Origin of the sequence: Streptomyces sp. NRRL S-378, from assembly GCF_000720645.1 — a bacterium.
Taxonomy (GTDB): domain Bacteria; phylum Actinomycetota; class Actinomycetes; order Streptomycetales; family Streptomycetaceae; genus Streptomyces.
Map to the genome: position 1 here is coordinate 1 of NZ_JOBX01000094.1, position 21642 is coordinate 21642.

General features: G+C 69.7%; 20 protein-coding genes and 2 pseudogenes. 14 read left to right on the forward strand and 8 right to left on the reverse strand.

What is annotated here, in order from left to right; genetic code table 11:
- From IH80_RS0135885 to IH80_RS0135895, 3 genes are all read right to left on the reverse strand, one after another.
- The coding region (locus tag IH80_RS0135885) for a cupin domain-containing protein (protein WP_030966036.1) at positions 1 to 714 on the reverse strand (714 nt) is incomplete at its 3' end.
- Between the two features lie 19 nt (positions 715 to 733).
- Positions 734 to 865, reverse strand: a complete 132-nt coding sequence (locus IH80_RS47020) for a hypothetical protein (protein WP_008740613.1) — start codon at positions 863 to 865, stop codon at positions 734 to 736.
- A gap of 169 nt (positions 866 to 1034) precedes the next feature.
- Positions 1035 to 1262 (reverse strand): hypothetical protein, encoded by a 228-nt coding sequence (locus IH80_RS0135895; protein ID WP_078906915.1) that lies wholly within the window; start codon positions 1260 to 1262, stop codon positions 1035 to 1037.
- 242 nt (positions 1263 to 1504) lie between these two features.
- Here IH80_RS0135895 and IH80_RS40170 point away from each other — a divergent pair, with 242 nt between their 5' ends.
- A complete protein-coding gene (locus tag IH80_RS40170) occupies positions 1505 to 2782 on the forward strand; it encodes a helix-turn-helix domain-containing protein (RefSeq protein WP_158943794.1) in 1278 nt (425 codons plus the stop codon).
- Here IH80_RS40170 and cutA read toward each other — a convergent pair.
- On the reverse strand, positions 2779 to 3096 hold the full coding sequence (gene cutA, locus IH80_RS0135905; RefSeq protein WP_030966014.1) for a divalent-cation tolerance protein CutA: 318 nt from the start codon (positions 3094 to 3096) through the stop codon (positions 2779 to 2781). The two genes, IH80_RS40170 and cutA, sit on opposite strands and share 4 nt — an antisense overlap.
- Before the next feature lie 691 nt (positions 3097 to 3787).
- On the opposite strand from cutA, the gene IH80_RS0135910 reads away from it, so the two are divergent.
- The 4 genes from IH80_RS0135910 (at position 3788) to IH80_RS0135925 (ending at position 7492) form a co-directional block, all read left to right on the forward strand.
- On the forward strand, positions 3788 to 4573 hold the full coding sequence (locus IH80_RS0135910) for a helix-turn-helix domain-containing protein (protein WP_420708908.1): 786 nt from the start codon (positions 3788 to 3790) through the stop codon (positions 4571 to 4573).
- Positions 4570 to 5763: a M20 family metallopeptidase gene (locus IH80_RS0135915; RefSeq protein ID WP_030966017.1), complete on the forward strand. Its 1194-nt coding sequence runs from the start codon at positions 4570 to 4572 to the stop codon at positions 5761 to 5763. Before IH80_RS0135910 ends, IH80_RS0135915 begins: the two co-directional genes overlap by 4 nt.
- Before the next feature lie 175 nt (positions 5764 to 5938).
- Complete coding sequence (locus tag IH80_RS0135920) at positions 5939 to 6166, forward strand: hypothetical protein (protein WP_030966018.1); 228 nt, start codon at positions 5939 to 5941, stop codon at positions 6164 to 6166.
- A 189-nt stretch (positions 6167 to 6355) separates the two neighbouring features.
- A complete protein-coding gene (locus tag IH80_RS0135925) occupies positions 6356 to 7492 on the forward strand; it encodes a hypothetical protein (RefSeq protein ID WP_158943796.1) in 1137 nt (378 codons plus the stop codon).
- 185 nt (positions 7493 to 7677) lie between these two features.
- On the opposite strand, the gene IH80_RS46585 is transcribed toward IH80_RS0135925, so the two are convergent.
- From IH80_RS46585 to IH80_RS0135955, 4 genes are all read right to left on the reverse strand, one after another.
- On the reverse strand, positions 7678 to 7884 hold the full coding sequence (locus tag IH80_RS46585) for a hypothetical protein (protein ID WP_030966021.1): 207 nt from the start codon (positions 7882 to 7884) through the stop codon (positions 7678 to 7680).
- A gap of 458 nt (positions 7885 to 8342) precedes the next feature.
- Entirely contained in the window at positions 8343 to 10025 is a 1683-nt protein-coding gene (locus IH80_RS0135935; RefSeq protein ID WP_234432501.1) for a hypothetical protein, read from the reverse strand.
- A 1216-nt stretch (positions 10026 to 11241) separates the two neighbouring features.
- A complete protein-coding gene (locus IH80_RS43150; RefSeq protein ID WP_234432502.1) occupies positions 11242 to 12567 on the reverse strand; it encodes a UTRA domain-containing protein in 1326 nt (441 codons plus the stop codon).
- A 1-nt stretch (position 12568) separates the two neighbouring features.
- A complete protein-coding gene (locus IH80_RS0135955; RefSeq protein ID WP_234432503.1) occupies positions 12569 to 13483 on the reverse strand; it encodes a sigma-70 family RNA polymerase sigma factor in 915 nt (304 codons plus the stop codon).
- 375 nt (positions 13484 to 13858) lie between these two features.
- Here IH80_RS0135955 and IH80_RS41265 point away from each other — a divergent pair, with 375 nt between their 5' ends.
- The 9 genes and pseudogenes from IH80_RS41265 to IH80_RS0136005 all read left to right on the forward strand — a co-directional run.
- Positions 13859 to 14719, forward strand: coding sequence for a hypothetical protein (locus IH80_RS41265; RefSeq protein ID WP_051810297.1), 861 nt, complete (start codon positions 13859 to 13861; stop codon positions 14717 to 14719).
- A gap of 170 nt (positions 14720 to 14889) precedes the next feature.
- Complete coding sequence (locus IH80_RS0135965) at positions 14890 to 15423, forward strand: WhiB family transcriptional regulator (protein WP_234432504.1); 534 nt, start codon at positions 14890 to 14892, stop codon at positions 15421 to 15423.
- Positions 15420 to 15764, forward strand: coding sequence for a hypothetical protein (locus tag IH80_RS45535; RefSeq protein WP_051810298.1), 345 nt, complete (start codon positions 15420 to 15422; stop codon positions 15762 to 15764). Before IH80_RS0135965 ends, IH80_RS45535 begins: the two co-directional genes overlap by 4 nt.
- 530 nt (positions 15765 to 16294) lie before the next feature.
- A pseudogene (locus IH80_RS46590) lies at positions 16295 to 16486 on the forward strand (DUF5999 family protein); the annotation flags it as partial.
- A 225-nt stretch (positions 16487 to 16711) separates the two neighbouring features.
- A complete protein-coding gene (locus tag IH80_RS0135985) occupies positions 16712 to 17077 on the forward strand; it encodes a hypothetical protein (protein WP_030966031.1) in 366 nt (121 codons plus the stop codon).
- A 94-nt stretch (positions 17078 to 17171) separates the two neighbouring features.
- Positions 17172 to 19187 (forward strand): hypothetical protein, encoded by a 2016-nt coding sequence (locus IH80_RS0135990; RefSeq protein ID WP_030966033.1) that lies wholly within the window; start codon positions 17172 to 17174, stop codon positions 19185 to 19187.
- A gap of 59 nt (positions 19188 to 19246) precedes the next feature.
- Positions 19247 to 19411 carry a hypothetical protein gene (locus IH80_RS45125; RefSeq protein ID WP_158943797.1) on the forward strand — a complete coding sequence of 55 codons (165 nt, stop codon included), beginning with the start codon at positions 19247 to 19249 and terminating at the stop codon, positions 19409 to 19411.
- Positions 19412 to 19680: 269 nt separating this feature from the next.
- Positions 19681 to 20238, forward strand: coding sequence for a hypothetical protein (locus tag IH80_RS0136000; protein WP_030966034.1), 558 nt, complete (start codon positions 19681 to 19683; stop codon positions 20236 to 20238).
- Positions 20239 to 20359: 121 nt separating this feature from the next.
- A pseudogene (locus IH80_RS0136005) lies at positions 20360 to 21642 on the forward strand (hypothetical protein); the annotation flags it as partial.

Genomic DNA, 21642 nt, shown 5'->3' on the forward strand with positions numbered 1-21642 from the left:
GCACAGCCAGCCCAGGAACTCGGCGCCGGTCTGCGTGGCGAGTCCGAAGGTGAGGTGGAGGGAGGCGGTGCCCTGGTCGGCGCTCACGGCGTGCCACCAGCCGCGCGGCAGATAGAGCAGGTCGCCGGGCGTCAGGACGATGTCCGCGATCGGGTCGCCCGTCGGGGCCTCTGGGGCTTCCACGTCGCGCCAGGCGGGGGCCTGCCGGGTGGGGCCGTAGATCTTCCACCGCTTGGAGCCTTCGAGCTGGAGCACCACTACGTCGTGGTCGTCCCAGTGGGTGCCGAAGCCTTCCTCGGCGGTCCACGAGGCGTACGCGTTGACCTGCACGGGGGTGCGGAAGAACCGTTCGAGGCCGGCCGCGGCTTCTCGGACGGGCGGGTGGATCTGGTCGATCGCATCGATGACGAGGGACGCGCCCTCGGCGAGCCGTGCGTGGAACTCGGCAGGCTGGGGCTGGTACCAGGACACTCCGCGCCGGTTGGTCCGGAGGATGGAGTAAGCGGTGGCCGGGACAGCCTCCCCGGCACGCGAGAGCCGCATCCGGGGCGGTTCGAGCCGGTGAGCGGCCACGATCTCGTTGAGGTCGCCCCAGGTCAGTGGCGAGGGGGACGTGTTGCCCTTGGAGCGGATCACTTTGTGGGCCCGGAAGCACGTCTGGGCGAGGAACGTGTCCTCGCCCAGACGCTCGGCCCACGATGCGGAATCAATCACCGTGGGTCTCCTCGGTCGATCAGGTGTCGTTCATGTCCGACTTGCCGCCGGTGTTGTCCGAGGCTTCCTCGGCACGCGAGCGGGCCGCGGCGATGCGGCGGACACCGATCAGCAGGCCACTGTTCTGCTCGGTGGGAGCGTTCTCGTTCATTCCGTACTCCTTCCTGATCTCGATGGATCCCGCCAGGGTCCCGGCGGGAAATCTGTGGGTCAGCTCCCGGGGTCTCCGGCTAAGGCCAGGGTGACCACCAGGACGCTGACGGCGACGACGTACACGAGGACGGCGAGCTGTTGACGCCAGCCCCGCAGGGCGGGTGCAGTCAGCCGCGTTCCAGGCTGGAGGGGTCCTCGACCACCCACTCCACCCCACCGCCCTCCGGCCGGGCGAAGACGGCGTTCTGCGTGACGATGCGGGACTTGGGGTCCTCGAATTCGCCGATGAACTGGACGATGCCGGTGCGGCCGTTCAGCGGGTCGCGGATGCGGGTGCCCTCGCTGACCCAGCCGGGCACGGTCTGACGCTGACGATTACGGCTCTTGGTGGACACTGCGCCTCTCCTCGGTCTAGGTCGGGCACTGCACTCCGGGGCCGCAGCGGGCCGCAGGAGTGACGTTGCGGACGGCCCTACGACCCGCTGCGAGGGGGAGGCCGCCTCTCCGGGCGGCTGTGACCAGTCAACTGCCTTCAGCGTTTGGACGGATGGGCCAGAAGGCATGGCCATTCCGGGGACATGGCCAGGTTTTATGGCCAGGCTGGGATCCAGGCTCTGTGGACGGCCGAGGGATGGCGATGATGACCACGAACGAGGACGACGGCGTGGAGCCGATCGGGCCGCTGTTGCGGCGCCTGCGGATGGCCAGCGGGCGCACCCAGGAGCAACTGGCGGCTGATCTCTCCACGCGGCGGGGGTACCCGCTGGAGCAGGGTGCGGTGTCGCGGTGGGAGACCCACGAGCGTCTCCCGGACCCGGCTTCGAGGGCGCTGCTGTCTGCGGAGTTCGGCCTGCCGGAGGCGGAATTGCGGCGGGCCGTCACTCTCGCCCGGCGTCTGCGACGTCAGGAGAAGAAGGACGAGACCGACCAGGAGAACGAAGTGTTCGACCGCCGCGGATTCATGACGGCTTCGGCCGGCGCCGGGATCGCCGTCATACAGCCCTCTTCGCTGCTTTCGTCAGGGAGAAGGATCGGGGCCGACGTCCCGAAGCAGTTGAGCCACCGCACCGCCCGGCTCCGCCGCCTGGACGACTTCGTGGGAGGCGGAGACACCTACCAGATGTACATCCGGGAGTTGGAGGACACGACCCGGCTGGCGGACGAAGGGGCCTACAGCGAGGCGACAGGCCGGGGGCTGCGCGGAATCATCGCGGAACAGGCCCAGCTTGCAGGCTGGGCAGCGTACGACGCGGGACACTACGAGGGCGCCCGCAGGCACTACATGACGGCCTTAGCCGCGTCGCGGGCCGCAAAGGACACCGCCCTGGAGGCCAACTCGCTGGCGTTCCTGGCCTACCTGGAGTGGACGGTGGGCGGCGGCTCCGGGATCAGATTCGCCACCGCCGCGTACCAGGCACTCAGCTCCGGGACGGCGCCTGCGGTGCGGGCACTGCTGGCGGACCGGCTGGCGTGGCAGCACGCGACCGCGGGGAACGGCCGGGAGGCGGACTACGCCCTGGGCATTGCCGCAGAGGCCATCCACGAACACAGCGACGAGCCAGGCCCGGACTGGGCGTACTGGATGGACTCCGACGAGATCGCGATCATGACAGGGCGGTGCTGGGCGGAGCTCCACCGACCGCTACGGGCCATCCCGGCCTTGGAAGACGCTCTGACCCGGTACGACGACACCCGGGCCCGGGACAAGGCGCTGTACCTGTCGTGGCTGGCAGCGGCGTACCTGGACGCGGGAGAGGTCGAGCACTCGACCGCGATCACGGCACGGGTGTTCGACCTCTCCGAGGGACTGGCGTCGATCAGACCGATGGCAAGAGCACGGCTGATGGCCAACCGGTTGGAGCCCCACCGGTCCCTCGCCCCGGTAGGCGCGCTACTGGAGCGCGCGAAGGGTTAGCGGGTGGCTCGGGTGATCCAGTCCAGGTACTCAGCGCGGCCGGCGTCGATCGTGAACGCGATGACCTCAGGCGAGTCATAGGGGTGGTTGTCCACCAGATGCTTCTCCAGTGCCTCGCGCCGGTCACCGGTCGTACGGAACGTCACCTGATACTCGGTGCCCTCGCAGACCTCCCCGAGATGGCGGTACGTCGTTTCAATCGGCCCGGTCACCTGCCCGGAAGCGGCTAGGCTCGCCTCCACCGCCGAGCGAGACAACTTCCGCGCAGCATCCTGATTGTCCACGGTCGTGATTACGATCAAGAAGTCAGCCATAGGGGCAACGTACCCACCCAACCAGTCGCGCTCATACAGGATGCAGTGGGTTCGGGAGCAACTGCATCTGCTCCCCGCACCTGCGGAGATGGTCCCCCGATCGAGAAACAGAGGATGATCACCGGCTTCTGCTCCCCCCGCACCCGCGGGGATGGTCCCTGCGCTGGCACCCGGCGGGTAACGACGAGTCCGCTGCTCCCCGCACCCGCGGGCTGGTCCCCGCCAAGGCCGAACTCCTCCACCGCGAGGCCACTACTCTGGTCCCGTCCTGTCGAAGTCGACGGTGTACTCACCGGTCTGCTCCCCGCACGCGCGGGGATGGTCCCGACGGCGCGGCGCTGGCGTCGTGGACGGCCCGCTGCTCCCCGCACCCGCAGGGATGCGCCCGCCCGCCAGCCCGGGGGCCGGCCTCAGGTCTGCTCCCCGCACCCGCGGGGATGGTCTCGTGGCCACGCACCTGAAGGCGGAGCAGGAACGGCGGTCAGGTGTGGCAGTGACAGGCGCGGGCGCCCGGGGTGCGTCGCGTCCAGGGTCCTTTCCCAGCGGTCGAGAACCGCGGGGTCGTCCAGGGCGGCCAACTGTGCGCGGCCACTGGACGCGGAACACTGGCAAGGCTCGGCGTAGAGAGTCGCTGGCACCACCCATCCCCCTGTGTGACGCCGTGACCCTCTGGGGGGGCCTGATGGTCGTCGTGTCTGACTCCGCACTCAAGCGCGCTCGCCTGAGCAGGAACCTCACCTTGGAGGAGGCGGCCGACCTCCTCAACGAAATCACCGGCGGCGCCACCGACGCCTCGCTGATGAGCGGCTGGGAGTCCGGCCGCAAGCGGACCGGGGCGAGGAACCGGCGGGGCCTGTGCCAGCTGTACGGCGAGCCGTCCGAGGTGCTGTTCGCCCACCAGGACGGGCAGAACCCGGCAAGCCTGCTGGAGGCCAGCGGCACGGACGTGGTCGTACGACTTCTCACGCGGTACACCGACCTCGTGGACGCCATGGTCGAGGTGGCGGCCGGCGCCCGCGAGCATCTGGTGGTCACCGGGTCACGCAGTCGGAAGAAAGTCTACCTCGACGCCATCGAGACGACCGTGGCACAGCAGCCGGATCTGGTGCACTGCTGTGTCTTGCACGGACCCCCGCGGCACCAGGCCATGACGGAACACCTCGTGCGAATACTGGAATTACGCGACCCATCGGAACTCCGCAACGGCGTCAAGGGCCTGAGTATCGGCCTCGTCGAGCCGGACACCGCACTGGAACGCTTCTTCATCGCTTCCGAACGAGCCGCAGTGGTCCCACTCCCCAGCTTCCACGGAGCCGACGGGTTCGACTGCGGCGTCCTCCTCGGAGGAGAAGCAGCCCTGGGACTCGTCCAGCATGGACGTGAAGCGTGCGCATCGGCCCGGCCAGTGGAGACGATAGAGGCCGTACGGTCCCTGCCGGTGCGGCACGGGGGAGCTCTGTGGCAAGGAGAAGCGTGAGCAACGAAGTTCAAGCCGCTGCCCGGCGGTCCGCGTCCGTGGTCGAGCTGGCCCAGAAACTGATCCGCGAACCGAGCAGAGGCGGCATCGACGACTACGGGCCAGTGCTCAGCATTCTCGAAGCATGGTTGTCCCACCGCTCTCTGCCCCACCGACGGCTCCACGACAACAACGGCCAGCTCGTGGGCCTGCTGGTGGAAATCCACGGCGGACGCCCCGGACTGTGGTGGGCCTTGGACGCCTGCGTGGACACCGCCTCATACGGCGACCAAGCTGCCTGGTCCTTCCCCCCATCCGCCGGCGACGTCCAGGACGGATGGCTTCGAGGACGCGGTGCAGCTGACTCAAAACTCGCCGCCTCCATGTTCTGCCACATCGCCGCCGACCTGCGCGAAGAAGCCGAGCCGTTCGCCGGCGGCCTGGCCGTGCTCCTCGACGTGGACGAGCACACAGGCGGGTTCGGCGGGGCACTCGCCTACCTGGACGACCCCGAGGCAACACGACCCGAAGGGGTAATGATCGGCTACCCCGGCATGGACGAGGTGGTCGTCGGCGGCCGCGGCCTCTGGCGAGCCACCATTTCCGTCCACGCCCCGGCCGGACACTCCGGGTCCAGCCGCACGCTCGTCGGGGCGATCAGCTGGGCCGCCCGCCTCGTGACCCTGCTGGACGCGATCGAGCTTCCGGGCCCGGCGGACGACAACTCCGGCTTCCCCCTGGCACCCAAGCTCACCGTCACCGCGCTCCATGGCGGAGAGGGCTTCTCAGTCCTGCCAGACCTGTGCTCCCTCAACGTCGATGTGCGTCTCACCCCTGCGTTCGACGCCGAGGCAGCCGAGACCCTGGTCCGCAAGGCAGCCGCGGAGCTCGACGCCGAACTCCCCGGTCCCCTTCCGACGCACATCGAGCCGATCGCCACCTGGCCACCGTTCAGGCTCCGCCACGATGAGCAGCCCGCCGCCGCGCTCATGGCCGCCGCCCGGCGAGCAGGTATCGACGCGACACCGAAGACGGCCGGGCCCTCGAACATCGGCAATCTGCTCGCCATGTACGGCATCCCGGCAACGGCCGGGTTCGGCGTGCCGTACGAGGGGCTGCATGGGCTGGACGAGCGAGCCGACCTGTCCGAGTTGCCCCGGGTGTACGCCGTCTACCAGCAAGCCGTGCGCGGCCTGCTCGGCCTGACCTGACCTGGGCCCATCCCAACTCCGTCCCAGATCCCTCCTACGACCCTCCAAGGAAGCACCCAACTTCTGCTCTTTCGTGCGCAGTTGAATCCCGGTGTCATAGAGATGTCCGAGCAGGCAAGCCTCCCTGAGAACGGTGGACGTCCCTATCCGTGCTGAGCCTCCCAAGGAGTGCTTCATGGACACCGGTCCAGTCGTCGACCAGCTCCCTGCCCGCGCCAACTGGGACGCCCTCGGCACCGTCATCGTGCCCGACGTCCTCGAGCCCGCCCGGTTCGCACAGATCGTGGCCGAGGCGGACGAGCGCATTAAGCTCGCCACCCCGCACATTCACGAGAACACCGCCGCGCACCGGGACGGGTCCTTCGCCGGCCCGGTGCTCCACAGGTCGGACACCGCCGACTGATCTGCCGCCGCCGTCCTTCCTCCGGTCATACCAGGGACCCAACTGAATCGTGGAGCCGGTGTCCGGGCGGCAGGGAATCTCCAGCATCGGCTGCTGTCGATCTCCGCAATTGGTGGTGTTTCCGACTGGTTGCAGGGGGAGGATCGTCTGATCCATCCACTCGTCCGACCGGTTGGAGTGACGGACACCGTGCCGAAGTACATGAAGATCAGCGATGTCCGGCGTATGTCCTACGACGAGCTCAAGCGTTGGTGGGAGGTTGATTTCGATGTGCTGGTTACCACCGCCATCGCGGAGGCCACTGGAGAGGTTCACCCGACGGTTTCCTCGGCTCTGCGTAGCGATGACTGGGTCGAGTGGTGGGCCGACGCCCTGTATTCCGGAACTGGCGAATTGCTTTCCAGCACTGAGCGCATGGCGTTCACGCGTGACATGCGCCTTGCAAAGGAGACGCAGCGGGCAGGCATCGTGCACCAGCGGATGGACGAGGCCAACAGAGTCCTGAAGGCCCGTCGCGCGGAGCAGGGGTGGGAGATGCTCGGACCCCACCTCAAGGACGCCCACCTGTCCGCCCTCTCGATCCTGGCCAAGCACCACAAACAGGAACTTGAGGGGCTGCGGGTCATCGAGCTCGCGCAACGTGACCTTGTCGCTTCGAACCCGATGGACGCCCCGTCGTACAAGGACGTCTACGACGCGATCGAAGACGCCGTGCGTCAAGAGCTGATCAGCGCCCCGGTCGGTCAGGCGGTTCGTGCGCTCCTGAGCGCACATGTCCGCGTCCTGACCGATATCGCCGCCGCCGATGTCACCGATCAGCAGGAGCGCTGTGACGAGCTCCGGCACCCCCTGCTCCTGCGGGCCTGGAATGACGCCTTGGTGCACCTGCGAGACCGCCACTGCGCCTTGGCAGGGATCGAGCCAGTGTTCACGATCACCCTGCCGGTCCTGGACGTCAAAGCGCTGCGCTTGGTGAGCGAGGCAGAGGCCTGGGCGGTCATCAACCGTCGCAGATTCATCCGCGCTCTCGCCCAGCGCTGGCGTGAGTGCCAGATGCGGGTCCGCCAGATGGGCCGCACCGCAGCAGAGCGCTCCGAAGCGGCGCGCGAACCCTGGTATGCCGCTGAGCGTGCGGCGCGTGAGGTGCTGGGACATCGTCATCCCCACCAGCTAGAGGCGCTGACGGCAGCGTTCAAGCCCTTCTGCGAACCGGGGACCACGCTCATACGGAGGAAGGCTCTGTCCTCCCGTCAGCGCGGGCAGCTGATCAGAGAGCTCAAGCAGGCACTCGAACAGGGCACATGGCGCCTGCTGCTGAACTCGTGATCCCGTCCGGGACCAGTGCGGCAGGAAGCTGGCCTCCTCATTTTGCAGGACTGCCCGAGGATGCGCCGCCCACCTGCCTGACCGACACTCCGGCAAGTCGTTCGGGTGATGCCGTCCCCGTGGCTGGCGTCCTGGGACGGGTCGTGCTGGATGATGGCTGGACGTGGCCCGAGGCGGGCCACGTTCTACTCGGCGCCCGATCCGGCGTAGCGGAGCGCAAGGAGCGTGGCATTGCACCGGCCTTCACCATTCACATCACAGTCAGCCGGCCATCGGTGCAGCTTGGTGGTCAGCTGCAGGCCACAGCCTCTGAGCAGCAGCCCGCACCAGAACGTGTCGTGCTCGTGCTGCCGGCGGAGGGCGTCCAGCTCGATCGCTTCCAGCGGGAGCATCAGCGGCTCTTCCGAGTCCGCGCCGCCCAGAACCGCCGTCTGAATCTGCCGTCTTGCCTCGGCGTAGCCGCTCCCCGCACCCGCGGGGATGGTGGCGGCGGCGATGATCCGTGGTGCCTCGTGGCGGATCTTCGTCGCTCAGATGGTGGAGTCCGGGCGCAGCGTCAGCTCCCGCGCTCGGCGTCGTAGCCCACCGCCGCGACGTGGTGGGCGAGGGCGGGGGCGAGGGCCGCCCACCTTTCGCACGGCTGGCGCCGCCGGGATTTCCCAGCCGCGTTCGGCGATGAGCTCTGTGAATGCCTCGCCAAGGCCCATGGGGGTGCGGCTGTCGCGCCGGACCGTCCGGGCGGGCCGCGGCTTGCTCTTCGCCGTTCGGGTGCCGGTTTTCTTCGCGGCCTCTCGCGCCGCGCGCAGGGCGACGCGGGCCAGGTCCACGCCGCTGGGCTGGAGTGTCTGGCTCATTGCACCACCACCTCCTGGGCGAGCTCCTGGAATCGGTGGGTGAGGCAGACGGCGCGGGTCGGCAGGGCCCTGCGGGTGCAGGGCGTCTCGCCGTCCTGGCCGGAGCAGGTCACCGGCCCCGACGGCACTGCAGGGGCGACTGGCGCGGCGGCGGTCAGGGCGTCGGCCTCCTCGCGGCAGAGCCTGCACAGGCCGGTGTCGACGGCCCGGCCGGTCAGGAAGATCACGCAGCCGCACCCGCCGCACGAAGAGCGCTGCGGGCCTTCGGGCCCCCGGGGAGCCGGAACCCGCGCCGGGCGCCGGATGGCGGCCTCCAGCTCGCAGTCGGAGCAGCGCCCGGACAGGCCGGGACGGGTGCCGTGCTGGGGGCACAAGCCCTGCTCCAGACGCTGCTCACGCCTGCGGGCGGCAAAACGGTCCTGGACAGTCTCGACACACAGCTCGCAGGCCACGCCGGTCCGCCAGATGATCCCGGCCTCGCAGTCCTGGTAGCCGCATCCCCAGCGGGGCAGGGCCACCCCGAGCAGCCACCGGCCCGGGTCACGGATCTCCGACAGCGCCACCTTGGCCAGGCGGGCCGTCAGCCGGTGCTGAAGCCGGTCGGCAGCCGTGCCTTCGCGCAACTGCCTGCCGACCTCACGGGCAATCTTCCGGACGACGAAGGAACTCGTGACCTGCTGCAGCAGTACGTGGACGGGCTCCAGCACGGCATAGATCTCGGGGCTCATGGCCAGCTGCGGTCCGGTGTACGACGACCGGGACGACACCTCGCCCTTGCTGCTGCGCTTTTCGCAGTCAAGCTTCGAGGAGGGCTGGCTGATCTCACCCGCGCGCAGCGCGACACCACCCCCGCCTTCCGAACGCGCCTTCGCGCCAGCCGGGTCTTCCACAGCCTCAGCGCCCTCAACTACCTGTACCTCGCCTACGGCGGGTGAGATGAGTGCACGTTCGTCATCAGGTGAGTCAGTCCTAGGTGATTCCCTAGTCGCGAGGGATCCCTCACCAACCGGGGAACCCGATCCCTCATCAACCAGGGAACTGCCCGACCTCTCAGAACCACCCGCCACAGCGGTCACACCGGCCTTCGGGGCTCCGCTACAGCCCCCGGCCGTGACCTCCGTATGAGCCTCCGGGGCAAGGTCGTGCACGATGTGCAGGTTTCGGCCCCGTGCCCCAGCGCGCCGCTGCACCGTGATCCAGCGCGCTGCCTCCACCTCGTCCACGACCGCCGACGCCGCCGTCACCGACAGCGCTTCGCCGGCCTTCTTCCCCGAGTGGTGACGCAGGTAGCCCGCCAACTCCCCCTCGGTCAGCGCGATGCCCATCTTCGCCGCGAACGCCATGACCGCGTACGCGCGCAGCTGCCGGGGCGTGAGGTCCTCCGCGGCCGCCACCGGCAGCCACACGAGCTTCTCCGTCCGCGTCATCGCCCGCACCCGCCGCAGCGCAGACTGGCCCCTGCCGCCAGGCAGAGTCCGACGAAGCGACCACAGCTCCACGACCCCGTCCGGCCCCGGACGAGTCAGCTGCGTCATACCGCGCTCCACCGACGCCACCGACAGCCCCAGGTAGGAGGCGATCGTCGCCGACCGCGCCTCACACCCCTCCGGCCGCGCTGCCAACGCCGCTACCTTCACGTACACCGACAGAGCGATATCCGCGTAGAACGGCGACGACACCAGCCGGACCGGCACCCGCACCCGCTGCCGACGCACCGGAACAGCACTGGATGCGGGTACAGATGCGGGTGCGGGTGCCGACGCGGACGAGCGCGGAGCGGGGATCACCACGGCGGCCGATACCGCCACCCCGCTCACAGGCCCACCCGGAAGTACGAGATAGAGATCATCTCGGCTGCCTGGGGCAGGCAGCCTGTGAACAGAGCCCGGGGAGCCCCGATCACCTCCGGCGCTCCCGCATGGCGGGCAACAAACTTGGAACCCGTCCCGCCACACGAGAAGCCGCTTTCACGGATGCCCCCGCCGATGAGGTCGTGGGAGACCTCTGCGAGCGGGCGCATGGGCCGGGCGGCAGACATCGCGACCGAGCCGTGCGAGCCAGCCCCGACAGTGCTGCTCTTGTAGCTCCCTGCCAGAAATCCAGCTTCCGTTACAGAAAGGGAAAATAGCAATAAATCGGACTCCGGTCCTGTCGTGCGGGAAGATCGCCGCACCTGAACCGGGGCGAAACGGATACGGTCAAGCTGACAGGGGACACCACTCTCGTGCACTATGAGAAACGACCTGCCTTCCGTATAGCTGGACCGATCGAGCCCCTCGGGGCTGGACCGATCTCCATCGGATGTGTCAGGGGCCGCCCCCTTCGAGAGAAGAGGGCGGACACCGATCGGGTGGGGGGAGATTTCTCCTCCCCTCCCGGTACTGCTGAACCGCGAAGCCCCTGTGGTGGGGGCCCGCGGGTAAAGCAACTGCTAGCTACAGCTGTGGTGGCCGTGGTTAGTGGCCGGTGGTGCAAGTGGCCTTGGTTAGGGGCCTTGGTGAAATGAGCGGCTGGTGAGCCGCAGCTCAGGACCGGCAGCAACCGGGACCTGGGCGACCGACACGGTGGTAAGCCGGTCGGTAGACGGGCCGCGCGAGGCCAGCGGGTGGTTAATCCGCTTCTTGGCGCGCGGCCGATGGCCGCTAGGTCATCCCGACCCCCCTTCGGAGGCCGGCGTCGGCATACCCTCATCCAGCTCGGGGGCCTCGGGGTAACGCAACGCGAGGCTCTTGAGGAAATGCAGATAGACCGCACGGTGAGGGCTTCGGGGGTGAGTCTGGCCCAACTCCCAACGGGCGACAGCAAGGCGCCTGCGCTGCTTGTGCAGCAGCCCGTCCAACCGGTGTTCGAGGCAGCCTGCGAGGGTGCCGTCCGGAGGCCTGGTGCTGTGTGCGGTCACCGCAGGACCTCTGAGGTCGTCCTGCGCGTGCGGCCGGGGGCGCCCAGGTCCACGCTGTACTCCAGCACCTCACCATCAGCGTCCATGAAACGCGTGGTGAGTACCAGGATTGCTGCGGTGGTGCTGGCCTCCAACTCCAGCAGCTCGAGGTCGTCTGCGGTGGCGATGCGTGCCGACTCCTCGTCGATCCGCTTGGTGGCATGCCGACGGGTGGCACGAGCGATCAGATCGAGCGATCCGCCCTTGAGCCGCGAGCTGTGCGCCAGTTCCGGAAGCAGTCGGGCGAAACCGGCCGGAATCCAGGACGTGGAGTGGGAGACGATGCCGTGATCGTCCCGGTAGACACGGCTGCGGCGAATCACGTCGTCCCCAGGCTCCACGCCGAGCGCAGTCGCAACGTTCTGCGGGGCGGGCGCAATGGCTGCCTTGTGTCCGTCGGAGCGCTCCCCCGCCCCCCAAGAAGAGCCGGAGTATCGCTGAGCTTTGGAGGAGAGCGGGACGGGCTCGCCGATGCGCACGTATGCGGCAGTCGCGTCGTCGGACCGTTTGAACCGAGGCCAGCGCTCGCCGACGGGGTCAGCAAGCTCGGCTTCGCGGGTACGGGCGATCAGAGCAGCTGGCCCCTCGGTACGCAGGAGGTCCAGGAGTTGAGCCCAGCTCAGAGTGCCGAAGCTGTCGACCAGACGGCTCGCGCCATCCGTCAGTAGAGCGGCTTGTCGGACATCGGCGAGTTCGACAGTTCCGGTGATCGCCTCATCTGCGGCGGCCGGGTCGGTTGCCGCAACCCAGTAGCCCCCGGGCTGGTTCCGGAGACGACGCTGGACTGTGACGAGTGCGGAGACCCGAGCGGCGTGCTCCGGGGTGCCGGTAGGGCCCTGAAGGGCGGCGCGCATTTCTTTGCCAGCGACCTTTTCTACCCGCTTGTCGGTGACGGTCCGAATGCCCTCGTCGCCGAGGTCGAGCACTAGCACGTTGTCGGAGAGCACCAGGTAGTCAAGGACCTCGTCTTGCTCTCGGATCATCAGGACGGTCGAAGCGGGCACGGCTTCCTGCTCCAACGCGCAGGTGTCACGATGGAGGTCATTGACCTCGGAGATAGCGCGTCGTAGCGCCTCGCGAAGCGACACTGCGTCGTCGCCGATGAGGTTGATCAAGCATGTGCCGAGCTGCCTCACGAACCATGGGGTGCCGTGGATGCACCCCATGGGCAAGTCCTTGGGTGCAGACAGGCCGTCCAGCACGACGACCCCGGTAGGGCTGACGTGGACAGTGTCCTCGTTCGCGGTGCCCCCACCTTGGGTCGAAGCCATGGATACCTGCACGTCAGGCCCCTTCCGGGCGGTAGAATGGCGTGATCTGCTCGCTCGCGACAATCTCGAGGGTCTCCGGGTCAAAGCGGCTGGAGATGAGGGTCGAGAACCGTCGTGCCTTGAGCTCGCGGTGCACGGTGGCCAGCTCCTGGTTGAGCCAGTGGACGACGCCACCGGAGCCGCGCGCGTGGATGCCGGCGACATAAAGGAAGGTGCCCTTGCCGTCGGGACGCGGGAGCCGGCCGAAGTACGCGATGTCGCTGTTCTCGCCCCGGTCCATCGGTGAGCGATGGATCTGGCCGGTGTTGCGGTCCGTGAGATACCAGCCGTCATCATCCTTGCCGAACCGCAGGTGGGGATCCCCTTCAAGGATCTGTTCGATGAGGGGCGACAGCCGAGGGCCGCAGATGACCACGAGGTTGTTGCGGTTGAGCCGGACGTTGCCGCCGAGCGGGATCCGCTCGAAGCTGACTTCCAACCCGACCTCTTCGGCCAGCTCCCGCAGACGTTCGTAGGTCTGGACGTCCTCGGTGGCAATCACGGGGCCCTGGATGGCCTTCTTCTTGCCATCCTTGTCGTTGCCGTCTTCCAGCTTCTCGGCTAGGGCCACGATGACCTTGCCTGAGCCGAGGAAGAGCCTCTCCGGGGGAGCTCCCTTGGCGAGCTGGCTTACGCGTCCCTTGCTGATGCCGAGTTCAGAGGCCAGCTGAGTGCTGTTCAACCGGCCCACACGCAGCGTCTCGTTCATCGCTTCGTTGCGGACCGCCTGAAACTCGTTGCCGTAGTCCTGCACACGGCCGGCGAGACCGTGTGCGACCTTAGCGCGCTCCAGAGGGTCAGCGAGCTCCTTCAGCTGAGACAAGGCGACGTCGAAAGCCGCATCGAGCTGGTCTCTCAGCGCGGCTGGAGCTACATCGTGCGCTTCCATTACGTGCCTCCCTTCGTAGGGTCATGTTTACCCCATTAAACCTCCCGGGTTCAAGGAGGTTGACGCGCGCCGTGACGAGACCTATGGTTTCGATGGCCAAGCGGTTTAGGGCGCTAAATCACTTGGTCGCGTTCGCTATATCTGCTTGCCAAGCGCCCAGCACCACCGCAGTTCCTGCGGCTCGTCTCCTCGGAGGCGGGCAGGTGGTCGGAGGCGGTAGCACAACCAAACCCCCCGGCTGGCAGGACTGCGTGTACGACCTCAGCGCTGATGCGCTGTCTGTCTGTCAGGACACGGCCGTTGGCTCGTGGGCCTGGTGGGCGGAGAGAGCATCCGCCCGCGAACACCCCTCCTTCTTCCTGCCGAGGAGTCGCCATGCCTGAGCTCACCGTGCCCAAGGCCGCTAAGCGCAAGGGCCGCACCCGTACCTCCCGCGTCAGCCCCCTCGACGCGATCGTCCTCTCCACCCTGTCGCCCGGACACATCGACATGCGGACCGTGGAGTCCACGCAGACCCGCCGCATCTCGCTGGTCTGCCCGGACTGTGAAACCTGGGTGGCCGTCACCCCCCACCGCGGCACCTACCTGCTCAAGACGGTCCCGCACCACACCGGCAAGGCTGGCGTCGACGCCGCGATCCGCTGCAGCTCCAGCAACAGGATCGTCGACGCGGACATCACCGACCACGCCTGGCGCCGCCAGTACAGCGACTGGGCGCCCGAGGAGCGCCTCGCCGTCGACGTCACCCGCCACCGCCGCGCCACCGTCCAGACCCTCAAGGTCAGCCGGCCCCAGGAGCGCCCCGCCGATCGGCGAGCCCAGTGGGAGCGTGCGGTGCCCGCCGCCCGCCGGGCCGACGCCGCCCGTACGGTGCCCGCTGATGCGATCCCCACCACGCGCGGTCGGGCCGTCGACGGACCCGCCGGCGCCCTGCTGGCCATGACCCCCCAGACCGCCGGGGACCGCCGCTCCGTCCGCGCCCTGGCCACCAGCACCCTCCGCGCCCTGGCCGACGCCGCCCACAACCGCTTTGCGAGCGACGTCCTCGACGAGCACCTCACCCGCGCCGCCTACACGCACCTGGCCACCCTCTGGCGCCGCCCCCTGACCCCAGCGGACCAGCCCGCGCACACCGATCTGGTGGCCGAGGTCAGGGCCGCGCTGCCCGCCCCGGCCCCGGGCGAGACCGCCGCCGCTTACACCGCCCGCTGCCACAGGCGCGCAGTCGTGGCCTGACCCGCACACCGCGACGAACCACCACGGCCCCGGCCGCCCAGAACCAAGAGAGGGCGGCCGGGGCCGTGGCTGCTCGTACCGCAGCCAGGAAACGACGAACCCCCGGGCTTAGGCCCCCGGGGGTCGTCTTTGCAGTCCCCCTCCAGAAAGGGAAGACGCACATGCACAGGATGACATCCACTCAGGCCCGCCGGATGCGGCGACCGGTACTCCAGACCGCGATCGACGCCAGCGCCAAGTGCGTTCAGGCCGACCCCGACCTCTTTTTCCGGGCCGACGGCGAGCCGCCGGCCACCTGGCAGGCGCAGCGCGCCGAGGCGATCGGCTTCTGCCACGGCTGCCCCGTCCGGGCGGTCTGCGAGGAGCTGGCCCTGCGTGACGGTGACGGCAACGACCGCGTCGACGACCTGGTCCGCGGCGGCCGTTCCGGCTACGAGCTGGTGGCCCTCCGCGAGCTCCAGGCCCAGCGCCTCGCCGCCGCGATCACCGCCGACGAGGCCAGCGACCAGGAGTGGGACACGCTCACGAACCTCGCCGTGGAGCTGGGCCGCGAGGCCCGCAGGATGCCGACCCGGAGCGGCGGCATGCCGCACCAGGCCGTACTCCTGCGGCAGCAGAACGAGCGGATCGCCGAGCTCGCCGCCAAGCTGGCTGTGGTGCGCACCGCCCGTCGCGCCCGGACCGGTTGGGAGGTCGCGGCATGACCGCCACCCTGACCCCGCGCGCCGGGAAGATCGACGACATCCGCCGCGAGGACGATTCCCGCGGCTACGAGCGGGATGAGACCGACTCCCTCCACCAGCTCGGCACTCTGCTGCTCACGATGGCCGAGCGGGACGACGCCCGGATCTCCGAAGGGCGCCGGGCCCGGCGCACCCTCGCCGAGATGGCTCCCGGCTACGTCCGGCCCCCGCTGCTGTCCTTCAACGTGCCGGTTCGCGCGGCGGACGACGCCTGCGTCCTGTGCGGCTTCTGGACCTGCCGCTGCGGCCAGAACGCCGCCGTCCCGGCCCGGCAGCCGAGCGCGACGGGCACGGTCCGGTGAGCGGCTGCGGCCACCCGCCGACCCTGGTCACCGTGAACTCCACCGGCGCGGACGGCAAGCCGTATCAGTCGGTCAAGCACGAGCCCTGCACCTGCGGGACGCCGCCGCAGCCGCAGTCCGAACAGGAGTAGCCGGCCTTGCACATACCGGCCGCCCGTACCGCCCAGCACCACGCGGTACGGGCCATCGCCGCGCGCGGCCTGACCCACCCCCTCACCCAGACGCTCCAGCCGCCGTATTCGCTGCGGCTGCCGCCTGGGACGCCGGCCACCGCGTCACCGACATCCACCCGCCCCTCGCCCGACGCAAGAGCTGAATACCCGGCGTCCCGTCCGACGGGCCGGGAGGCCAAATTCTCGACCGCAGCCCTGGCCCGCCGCGTACCGGCCGCCCGCCCTCCGGGACGCCGCCCTTTCACACCGCCTTCGGTCCGGGAGAGTCTCGGGCCCGCCACTCGCCAGGAGAGCCCCATGCAGCGCAGCACGCTCGACACCGCGACCACCCCGACCGGCAGTCGGCTGCCGGAATCCCTGTGCACGCACCGGCCGACGTGCCCGACCGCCGACAGCCCCGACCGCGAGGCCGCGCGCACCATCGCCTCCCACCCTGAACAGGGTTGGAGCCTTCTCTGCAACTCCGTGCTGGTCTTCGAGGACACCGGCGAGCTGCTGCCCGACGGTCGGATCATCGACCCGCACCGGCCCGTCGGGGTCATGCGTGCCGGGCTGCCCTTCGGGCGGCCAGACACGCACGCGCTCATCGAGGGCACGGTGGGCAGCGGCAAGACCGACAGCGCCGCGTTCCACAAGATGGCGACCCCGGCCAACTCCTCCCGGTCGGCCTGACGGCTGCCTGATCCGCCCGCACCGACCGCCGAACATCTGGCGGCCGGGTCGGGCGGTGAAGGGGAGCCGGACAGCCCGGACCATCAGGACTGAGGAGTTGCTGTGCCCGACACCGCACAGAGCACCGCCCCCGTGATCACCTACCAGCGGGGTCAGTACGTCCTCTACCGCAACCCGGAGATGTTCTGGACCGGGCAGGAGGGCCACACCTTCGTCTGCCGCATCGAGCGGATCTGCGTGGGCGGGACCACCTACGACCTGACCCCGCTGCCGTCGGGCCGCCAGGTCAACGCCGCGAGCGCCGAGTACATGCGGCCGCTGCCGGCCGTCGACGCGATGCGCGACATCGACACCGCCCCGCTCAACACCAGTTCGGCCGCCGACATGACCCCGGCCGCCGTCGCCTGGCTCACCCAGCAGGCCGCCACCATCTCCCGGCGCCTGGAACTGCCGCCCCACAGCGGCTGACCCGGCCACGCTCCCCCACCCCTTCCCCCCGTCTGCCGACCGGCCCCCCGGTCGGCAGACGGAGGAAGCGCACTGCCAGAAAGGACTTCCCGCTGTGACCAACCGACGCCCTGCCCGCCGGCCCGCCACGAAGCCCACGACGAAGAAGACCACCGCCGGCGACCAGTCCGCCGAGACCACCGAGACCGCCACCGCTGTGGCCGAGCCCACCGCCGCCCCGGTTGAGGACACCGAGGCGCTGGTGACCTCCGCGCGCGCCGAAGCCGACCAACTGCTCGCCGCAGCCCGCACCGAAGCCGCGTCCCTGGTGGACCAGGCTCGCCAGCAGGTCAACGACGCGGACGCCGCCATCCTTCGGGCGCAGACCGAGGCGGAGGAGATCCTCGAGGCTGCGACCGCGCAGGCCGAGCGGATGCGCAAGCTCACCGACGAGCAGATCACCGCAGCCGAGGAGACCGTGCAGCGCGCCCGCACGCTCGCCGACGGCGATCTGGCCGCCGCCGAGCAGACCCTGGCCCGCCGCCGCCAGGCCGCCGAGAAGCTCCAGGCCGAAGCCGAGCTGGAGGCCGGCCGGATCGTGGAAGCGGCCCGCACCCGGGCCGAGCAGATTCGCGCCGAGGCCGAGGAGGACAAGACCCGCGCCCAGACCGAAGCCGACGTCACCGCCTCGCACGCCGCGCACCTGGTGGAAGAAGCCAAGGAGAGGGCCGCAGACCTCATCGCGGCGGCCGAGGCCGACGCGGAGGCCCGGCGCGAAGCCGCGGCCCAGATGCGCGAGCAGGCGGAGAAGGACTCCGAGCAGCTGCGCACGCAGGCCCGCGACGGAGTGGCCGCCGCCGAAGAGGACGCCGCGCGAATCCTGGACACGGCCCGCAGCCAGGCCCGCGAGGTCCTGCGCGAGGCCGAGGAAGACGCGGATGACCGCCGCACGGAGGCACAGCAGACACTGCAGGCGGCGCAGGAGCAGGCCGAGGACGAGGTCCTGAAGGTCCGTTCGCTGGCCGAGGCGAAGGCGGCCGGGGTCGTCACCGGCGCGGAGGCCGCGGCCGCCGAGCGGATCGCGGTCGGCGAGAAGGAAGCCGCCCGCCTGGTCGCCGAGGCCGAGGAGCAGGCGAACGCGGTCCGCTCCCGGGCCCGGTCCGAGCAGCAGAGCGCGCAGCAGCAGCTGGCGGCCACACGGGAGGAAGTCGCCCAGGCGCAGGCGCTGATCGAGCGCCAGGAGCAGCGGAAGAACTTCGTCAACACCTGGGGCCCGCGCGTGGCGCTCGGCGCGACGATCGTCCTCACCGCGTCCGGCGAGTTCGCGCTGGCCAAGCTGTCCGGCTGGCCGTGGCAGGTTGCCTGGGCGCTACCGCTGGCGATCGACGTGTACGTCGTGCAGGCGTTCCGCCGGCACCGCGACGTCGCCGCCGCGCTCATCCTCATGGTCGCCGCGAACGCCGCCTACCACCTGGCGGCCGCCGGGCTCGTCGGCGTCGAGACGCCCGTCGGCGACAAGCTGAAGCCGCTGTGGTGGCTGATCGTCTCGGTCGCCGCCATCGCCCCCTGGGTGATGTGGCGCATCCACCAGATCACCAAGGAACCCGGTGAGACGGCTCCTGGTGAGACCGGCACGGCCACGACGGCACGACCGGTTGAGAGCGACCGCACCCGGGCCGCCGGTGAGACCGACGCCGCCCGCTCCGCCGATCTCACCGCCCCCGGTGAGACGGTCCCCCACCCGCGCACCGCTCCGGCGAACCCGGCTGAGACGGCCGAGGGTGAGACGAGGCGGGCCCTTGAGACGGCACCCGGTGAGACCGGGGCCCCGGTGAGCACGACTGAGACGACGTCTCACACGGGTGAGACCCGCAGGTCAGACCGTGTGACGAACACCAGCGCCGGGGGCCCGGTCGCCCTCCCGCTGCGCTCGGTTGAGACGAACCGCCCTCTCCTCGCCCGGGACGCTGAGATCGAAGGACAGGTCACCTCGCTGCTGAGCCTCATGTACCGGCGGCAGGGCCTCGACACCGTCTCAGTCGACGAGGCCAAGGACATCCTCGGCGTCTCACGGGCCACCGCCGGCCGCCGCCTTGAGATCGCACGGTCCCGCTACACGAACGTCTCGTGAGACGACGCGGCCAACCCGGCCGCGCCAGCCGCCCAGCCCGACCGAGAGGAGCTCTTCCTGTGAGCACGACCCAGTGCGTGATCGGCATGGTCCTCGTCCTGGTGGCCCTGGCCGCCCTTGTGGCCACGCCGCTGATGGTCGCCCACTCCCGCACGACGTACGACCACGGGCCCAGCTGCTTCTGGTGCCACCCGCGCCTCCCGCGCGGGCGCAGCCGGCACTGACCCGCCCCGCACAGCGTCCGATACCAACAGTGAAGGCCAGCCCAAGTCGAATTTGGGCTGGCCTTCGCTGCGACTGCCGGAAGCAGCAACAGCCTGCCCAGTAGACCAGATCCACCGCCCCCAGCAGGCCCGGTCATTCGTACTGGGACCTCCTCTGTCCTCAGCTTCGGCGAGCCCGGCCCAGCCGGTCCTCGCCCGAAACCTGTCGCGCCCTCGCCGAGACGCGCAAATGATGACAAAAGCACCTGACCTTCCAAGGAGGAATCAGCGTGACCCACGACCGCGAACGCGAATACATCGACCAGAGATTCACCAACCTGACCGCCGGCGTGCAGTGGGAGCAGCCCGCCCCCACCCCCTACGGACCGCCGGTCAAGGCCCCGATGACGGGACAGACCAAGGCCCTGCTCGCGATGGCCGGACTGGTCATCGTCGGCGCCAGCGCGGTCGGCGTCTCCGCCTTCAGCGCCTCCTCCGGGCAGGCCGAAGTTAGGGCCCAGGAGCTCGCTCTCCAGGCCCAGCAGCTCGAGGTGGAGCGGGCCAAGGTCAACGTCCCGGACGCGAAAGCGGAAGAGCGGCGCATCGCCGGATTCCAGGCGTGCATCGAGAAGGCCGGCATGAACAAGGACGTCTGCGCGCAGGCGTTCCCGCCCGCCAACGGCACGAACCTCGGGGGCTCCCGGGGCGCGGCCAACGTGTCCTCCGTTTCCGACGCCAACCAGGGCGGAGGGTCCGGCATCACGGGAGGTCTCCTCATCGCCGGAGTGGCGGTCGTCGGGATCGGAATCATGGTCCGCAAGGCCAACAAGGCCGGTAACGCAGCGTAAGTTCCTTCCTTCCTTCCTTCCTTCCCGCACAGAAAGGCCCGTTCCCGCGTCCTATAGGGCCGTGAACGGGCCTTTCGGCCGGGAGGGAAGGAAGGAAGTCACAGAAAGTGAGGATTCCGCAGTGTCGACCCCGCCCGCCCCGCCGCCGATGCCCCCTCAGCCGCCTACCGTCGGGGCCCCGGCCACCCCGCCGACCCAAGCCCCGGCGCCGCCCTCCACGCCCGCTCCAAACCCCCCGGCCGGGAGCGGGATCCTCGCTCCGGTTACGCTCGCGCGCCCCACCCGGGACGCCTCCGGAGGATCCGCCGCCTACGCCTCCCAGGAGGAGAACGGCAGCACGGACAGCAAGCCCGGCAAGGCCGGAAAGAACACCGCGAGCCCCGGTATGTGGAAGGGGATCGCCGCATACATCGCGAACCGTCCGCAGCAGAAGATCGCGGTGCAGCACACGATCAGCGAGATCCGCGGAACGTCCACCGACCGCAAGATCAACCACGGGATCACGGAGAAGAAGGGCGCCACCTCCGACACCAAGTCGAACCGCACGGCGACCACCGCCCACGCCAGCAAGAACGACAAGTCCGCCAAGGACCACAACACCCGCGACGCCAAGACCTCGGCGGCCAGCACCAAGGCCGACAAGAACAGCCGTGACGCGAAGACCGCCGACACCCGCAGCTCCGCGGACAAGAACAGCCGCGACGCCAAGACGGCCGACACGCGCAGCTCGGCGGACAAGAACAGCCGTGACGCCAAGACGGCGGACACCCGCAGTTCCGCGGACAAGAACAGCCGCGACGCCAAGACGGCCTCGGACCGCAAGGACCACAACACCCGCCAGCAGACGGGCAAGACGTCCACGGACACCCAGGACCGTACGGCCCGCGACGACAAGACCAGCCGCAAGACGGACGGCACCTCCGGGCGGCAGCCGCCGGAGAGCAAGCCCGCCGCCGTCACCACGCCGCCGAAGGCCCCCGCCCCCGGCACATCCACCGCGCCCCCCACTCCGGCCAAGGCCGGGGAGAAGCCCACGGCGGTGAAGCCGGACCCGGCCACCACGAAGCCGGGTCCCCAGCCCGCGCCCGGAGCGCCGGCGCCCGGCCCGTCCGCACCGACCGGTCCGGCTCCGGCCGGGCCCACCGGCCCGTCCGGCCCCGCTCTCATCGGCAAGCGGGGCAAGGTCAAGCTCCGCAAGGGCCCCTACAGCGCGCAGCCCGCGCGCGAGGAGGGCTTCAAGGCCGGGGCGCAGCAGGCCGCCGTCGACGCGGACAAGGCCGCGTGGAAGGACGGCTACGCGGACGGCCAGCAGGCCATCCGCGACAAGGCCGCCCGAGACAAGCAGCAGATGGACGCCGCCCGAGACCTGTCTCTTATACACATCTCCGAGCCCACGAGACAAGA

Excerpts from the sequence above, each read along its gene's own strand:
- IH80_RS47020 (WP_008740613.1), bottom strand. The coding sequence starts at position 865 with ATGAACGAGAACGCTCCCACCGAGCAGAACAGTGGCCTGCTGATCGGT.
- IH80_RS0135965 (WP_234432504.1), top strand. The coding sequence starts at position 14,890 with ATGACATCCACTCAGGCCCGCCGGATGCGGCGACCGGTACTCCAGACC.
- IH80_RS41265 (WP_051810297.1), top strand. The coding sequence starts at position 13,859 with ATGCCTGAGCTCACCGTGCCCAAGGCCGCTAAGCGCAAGGGCCGCACC.
- IH80_RS0135920 (WP_030966018.1), top strand. The coding sequence starts at position 5,939 with ATGGACACCGGTCCAGTCGTCGACCAGCTCCCTGCCCGCGCCAACTGG.
- IH80_RS0135955 (WP_234432503.1), bottom strand. The coding sequence starts at position 13,483 with ATGGAAGCGCACGATGTAGCTCCAGCCGCGCTGAGAGACCAGCTCGAT.
- IH80_RS45535 (WP_051810298.1), top strand. The coding sequence starts at position 15,420 with ATGACCGCCACCCTGACCCCGCGCGCCGGGAAGATCGACGACATCCGC.
- IH80_RS46585 (WP_030966021.1), bottom strand. The coding sequence starts at position 7,884 with ATGCTCCCGCTGGAAGCGATCGAGCTGGACGCCCTCCGCCGGCAGCAC.
- IH80_RS40170 (WP_158943794.1), top strand. The coding sequence starts at position 1,505 with ATGATGACCACGAACGAGGACGACGGCGTGGAGCCGATCGGGCCGCTG.
- cutA (WP_030966014.1), bottom strand. The coding sequence starts at position 3,096 with ATGGCTGACTTCTTGATCGTAATCACGACCGTGGACAATCAGGATGCT.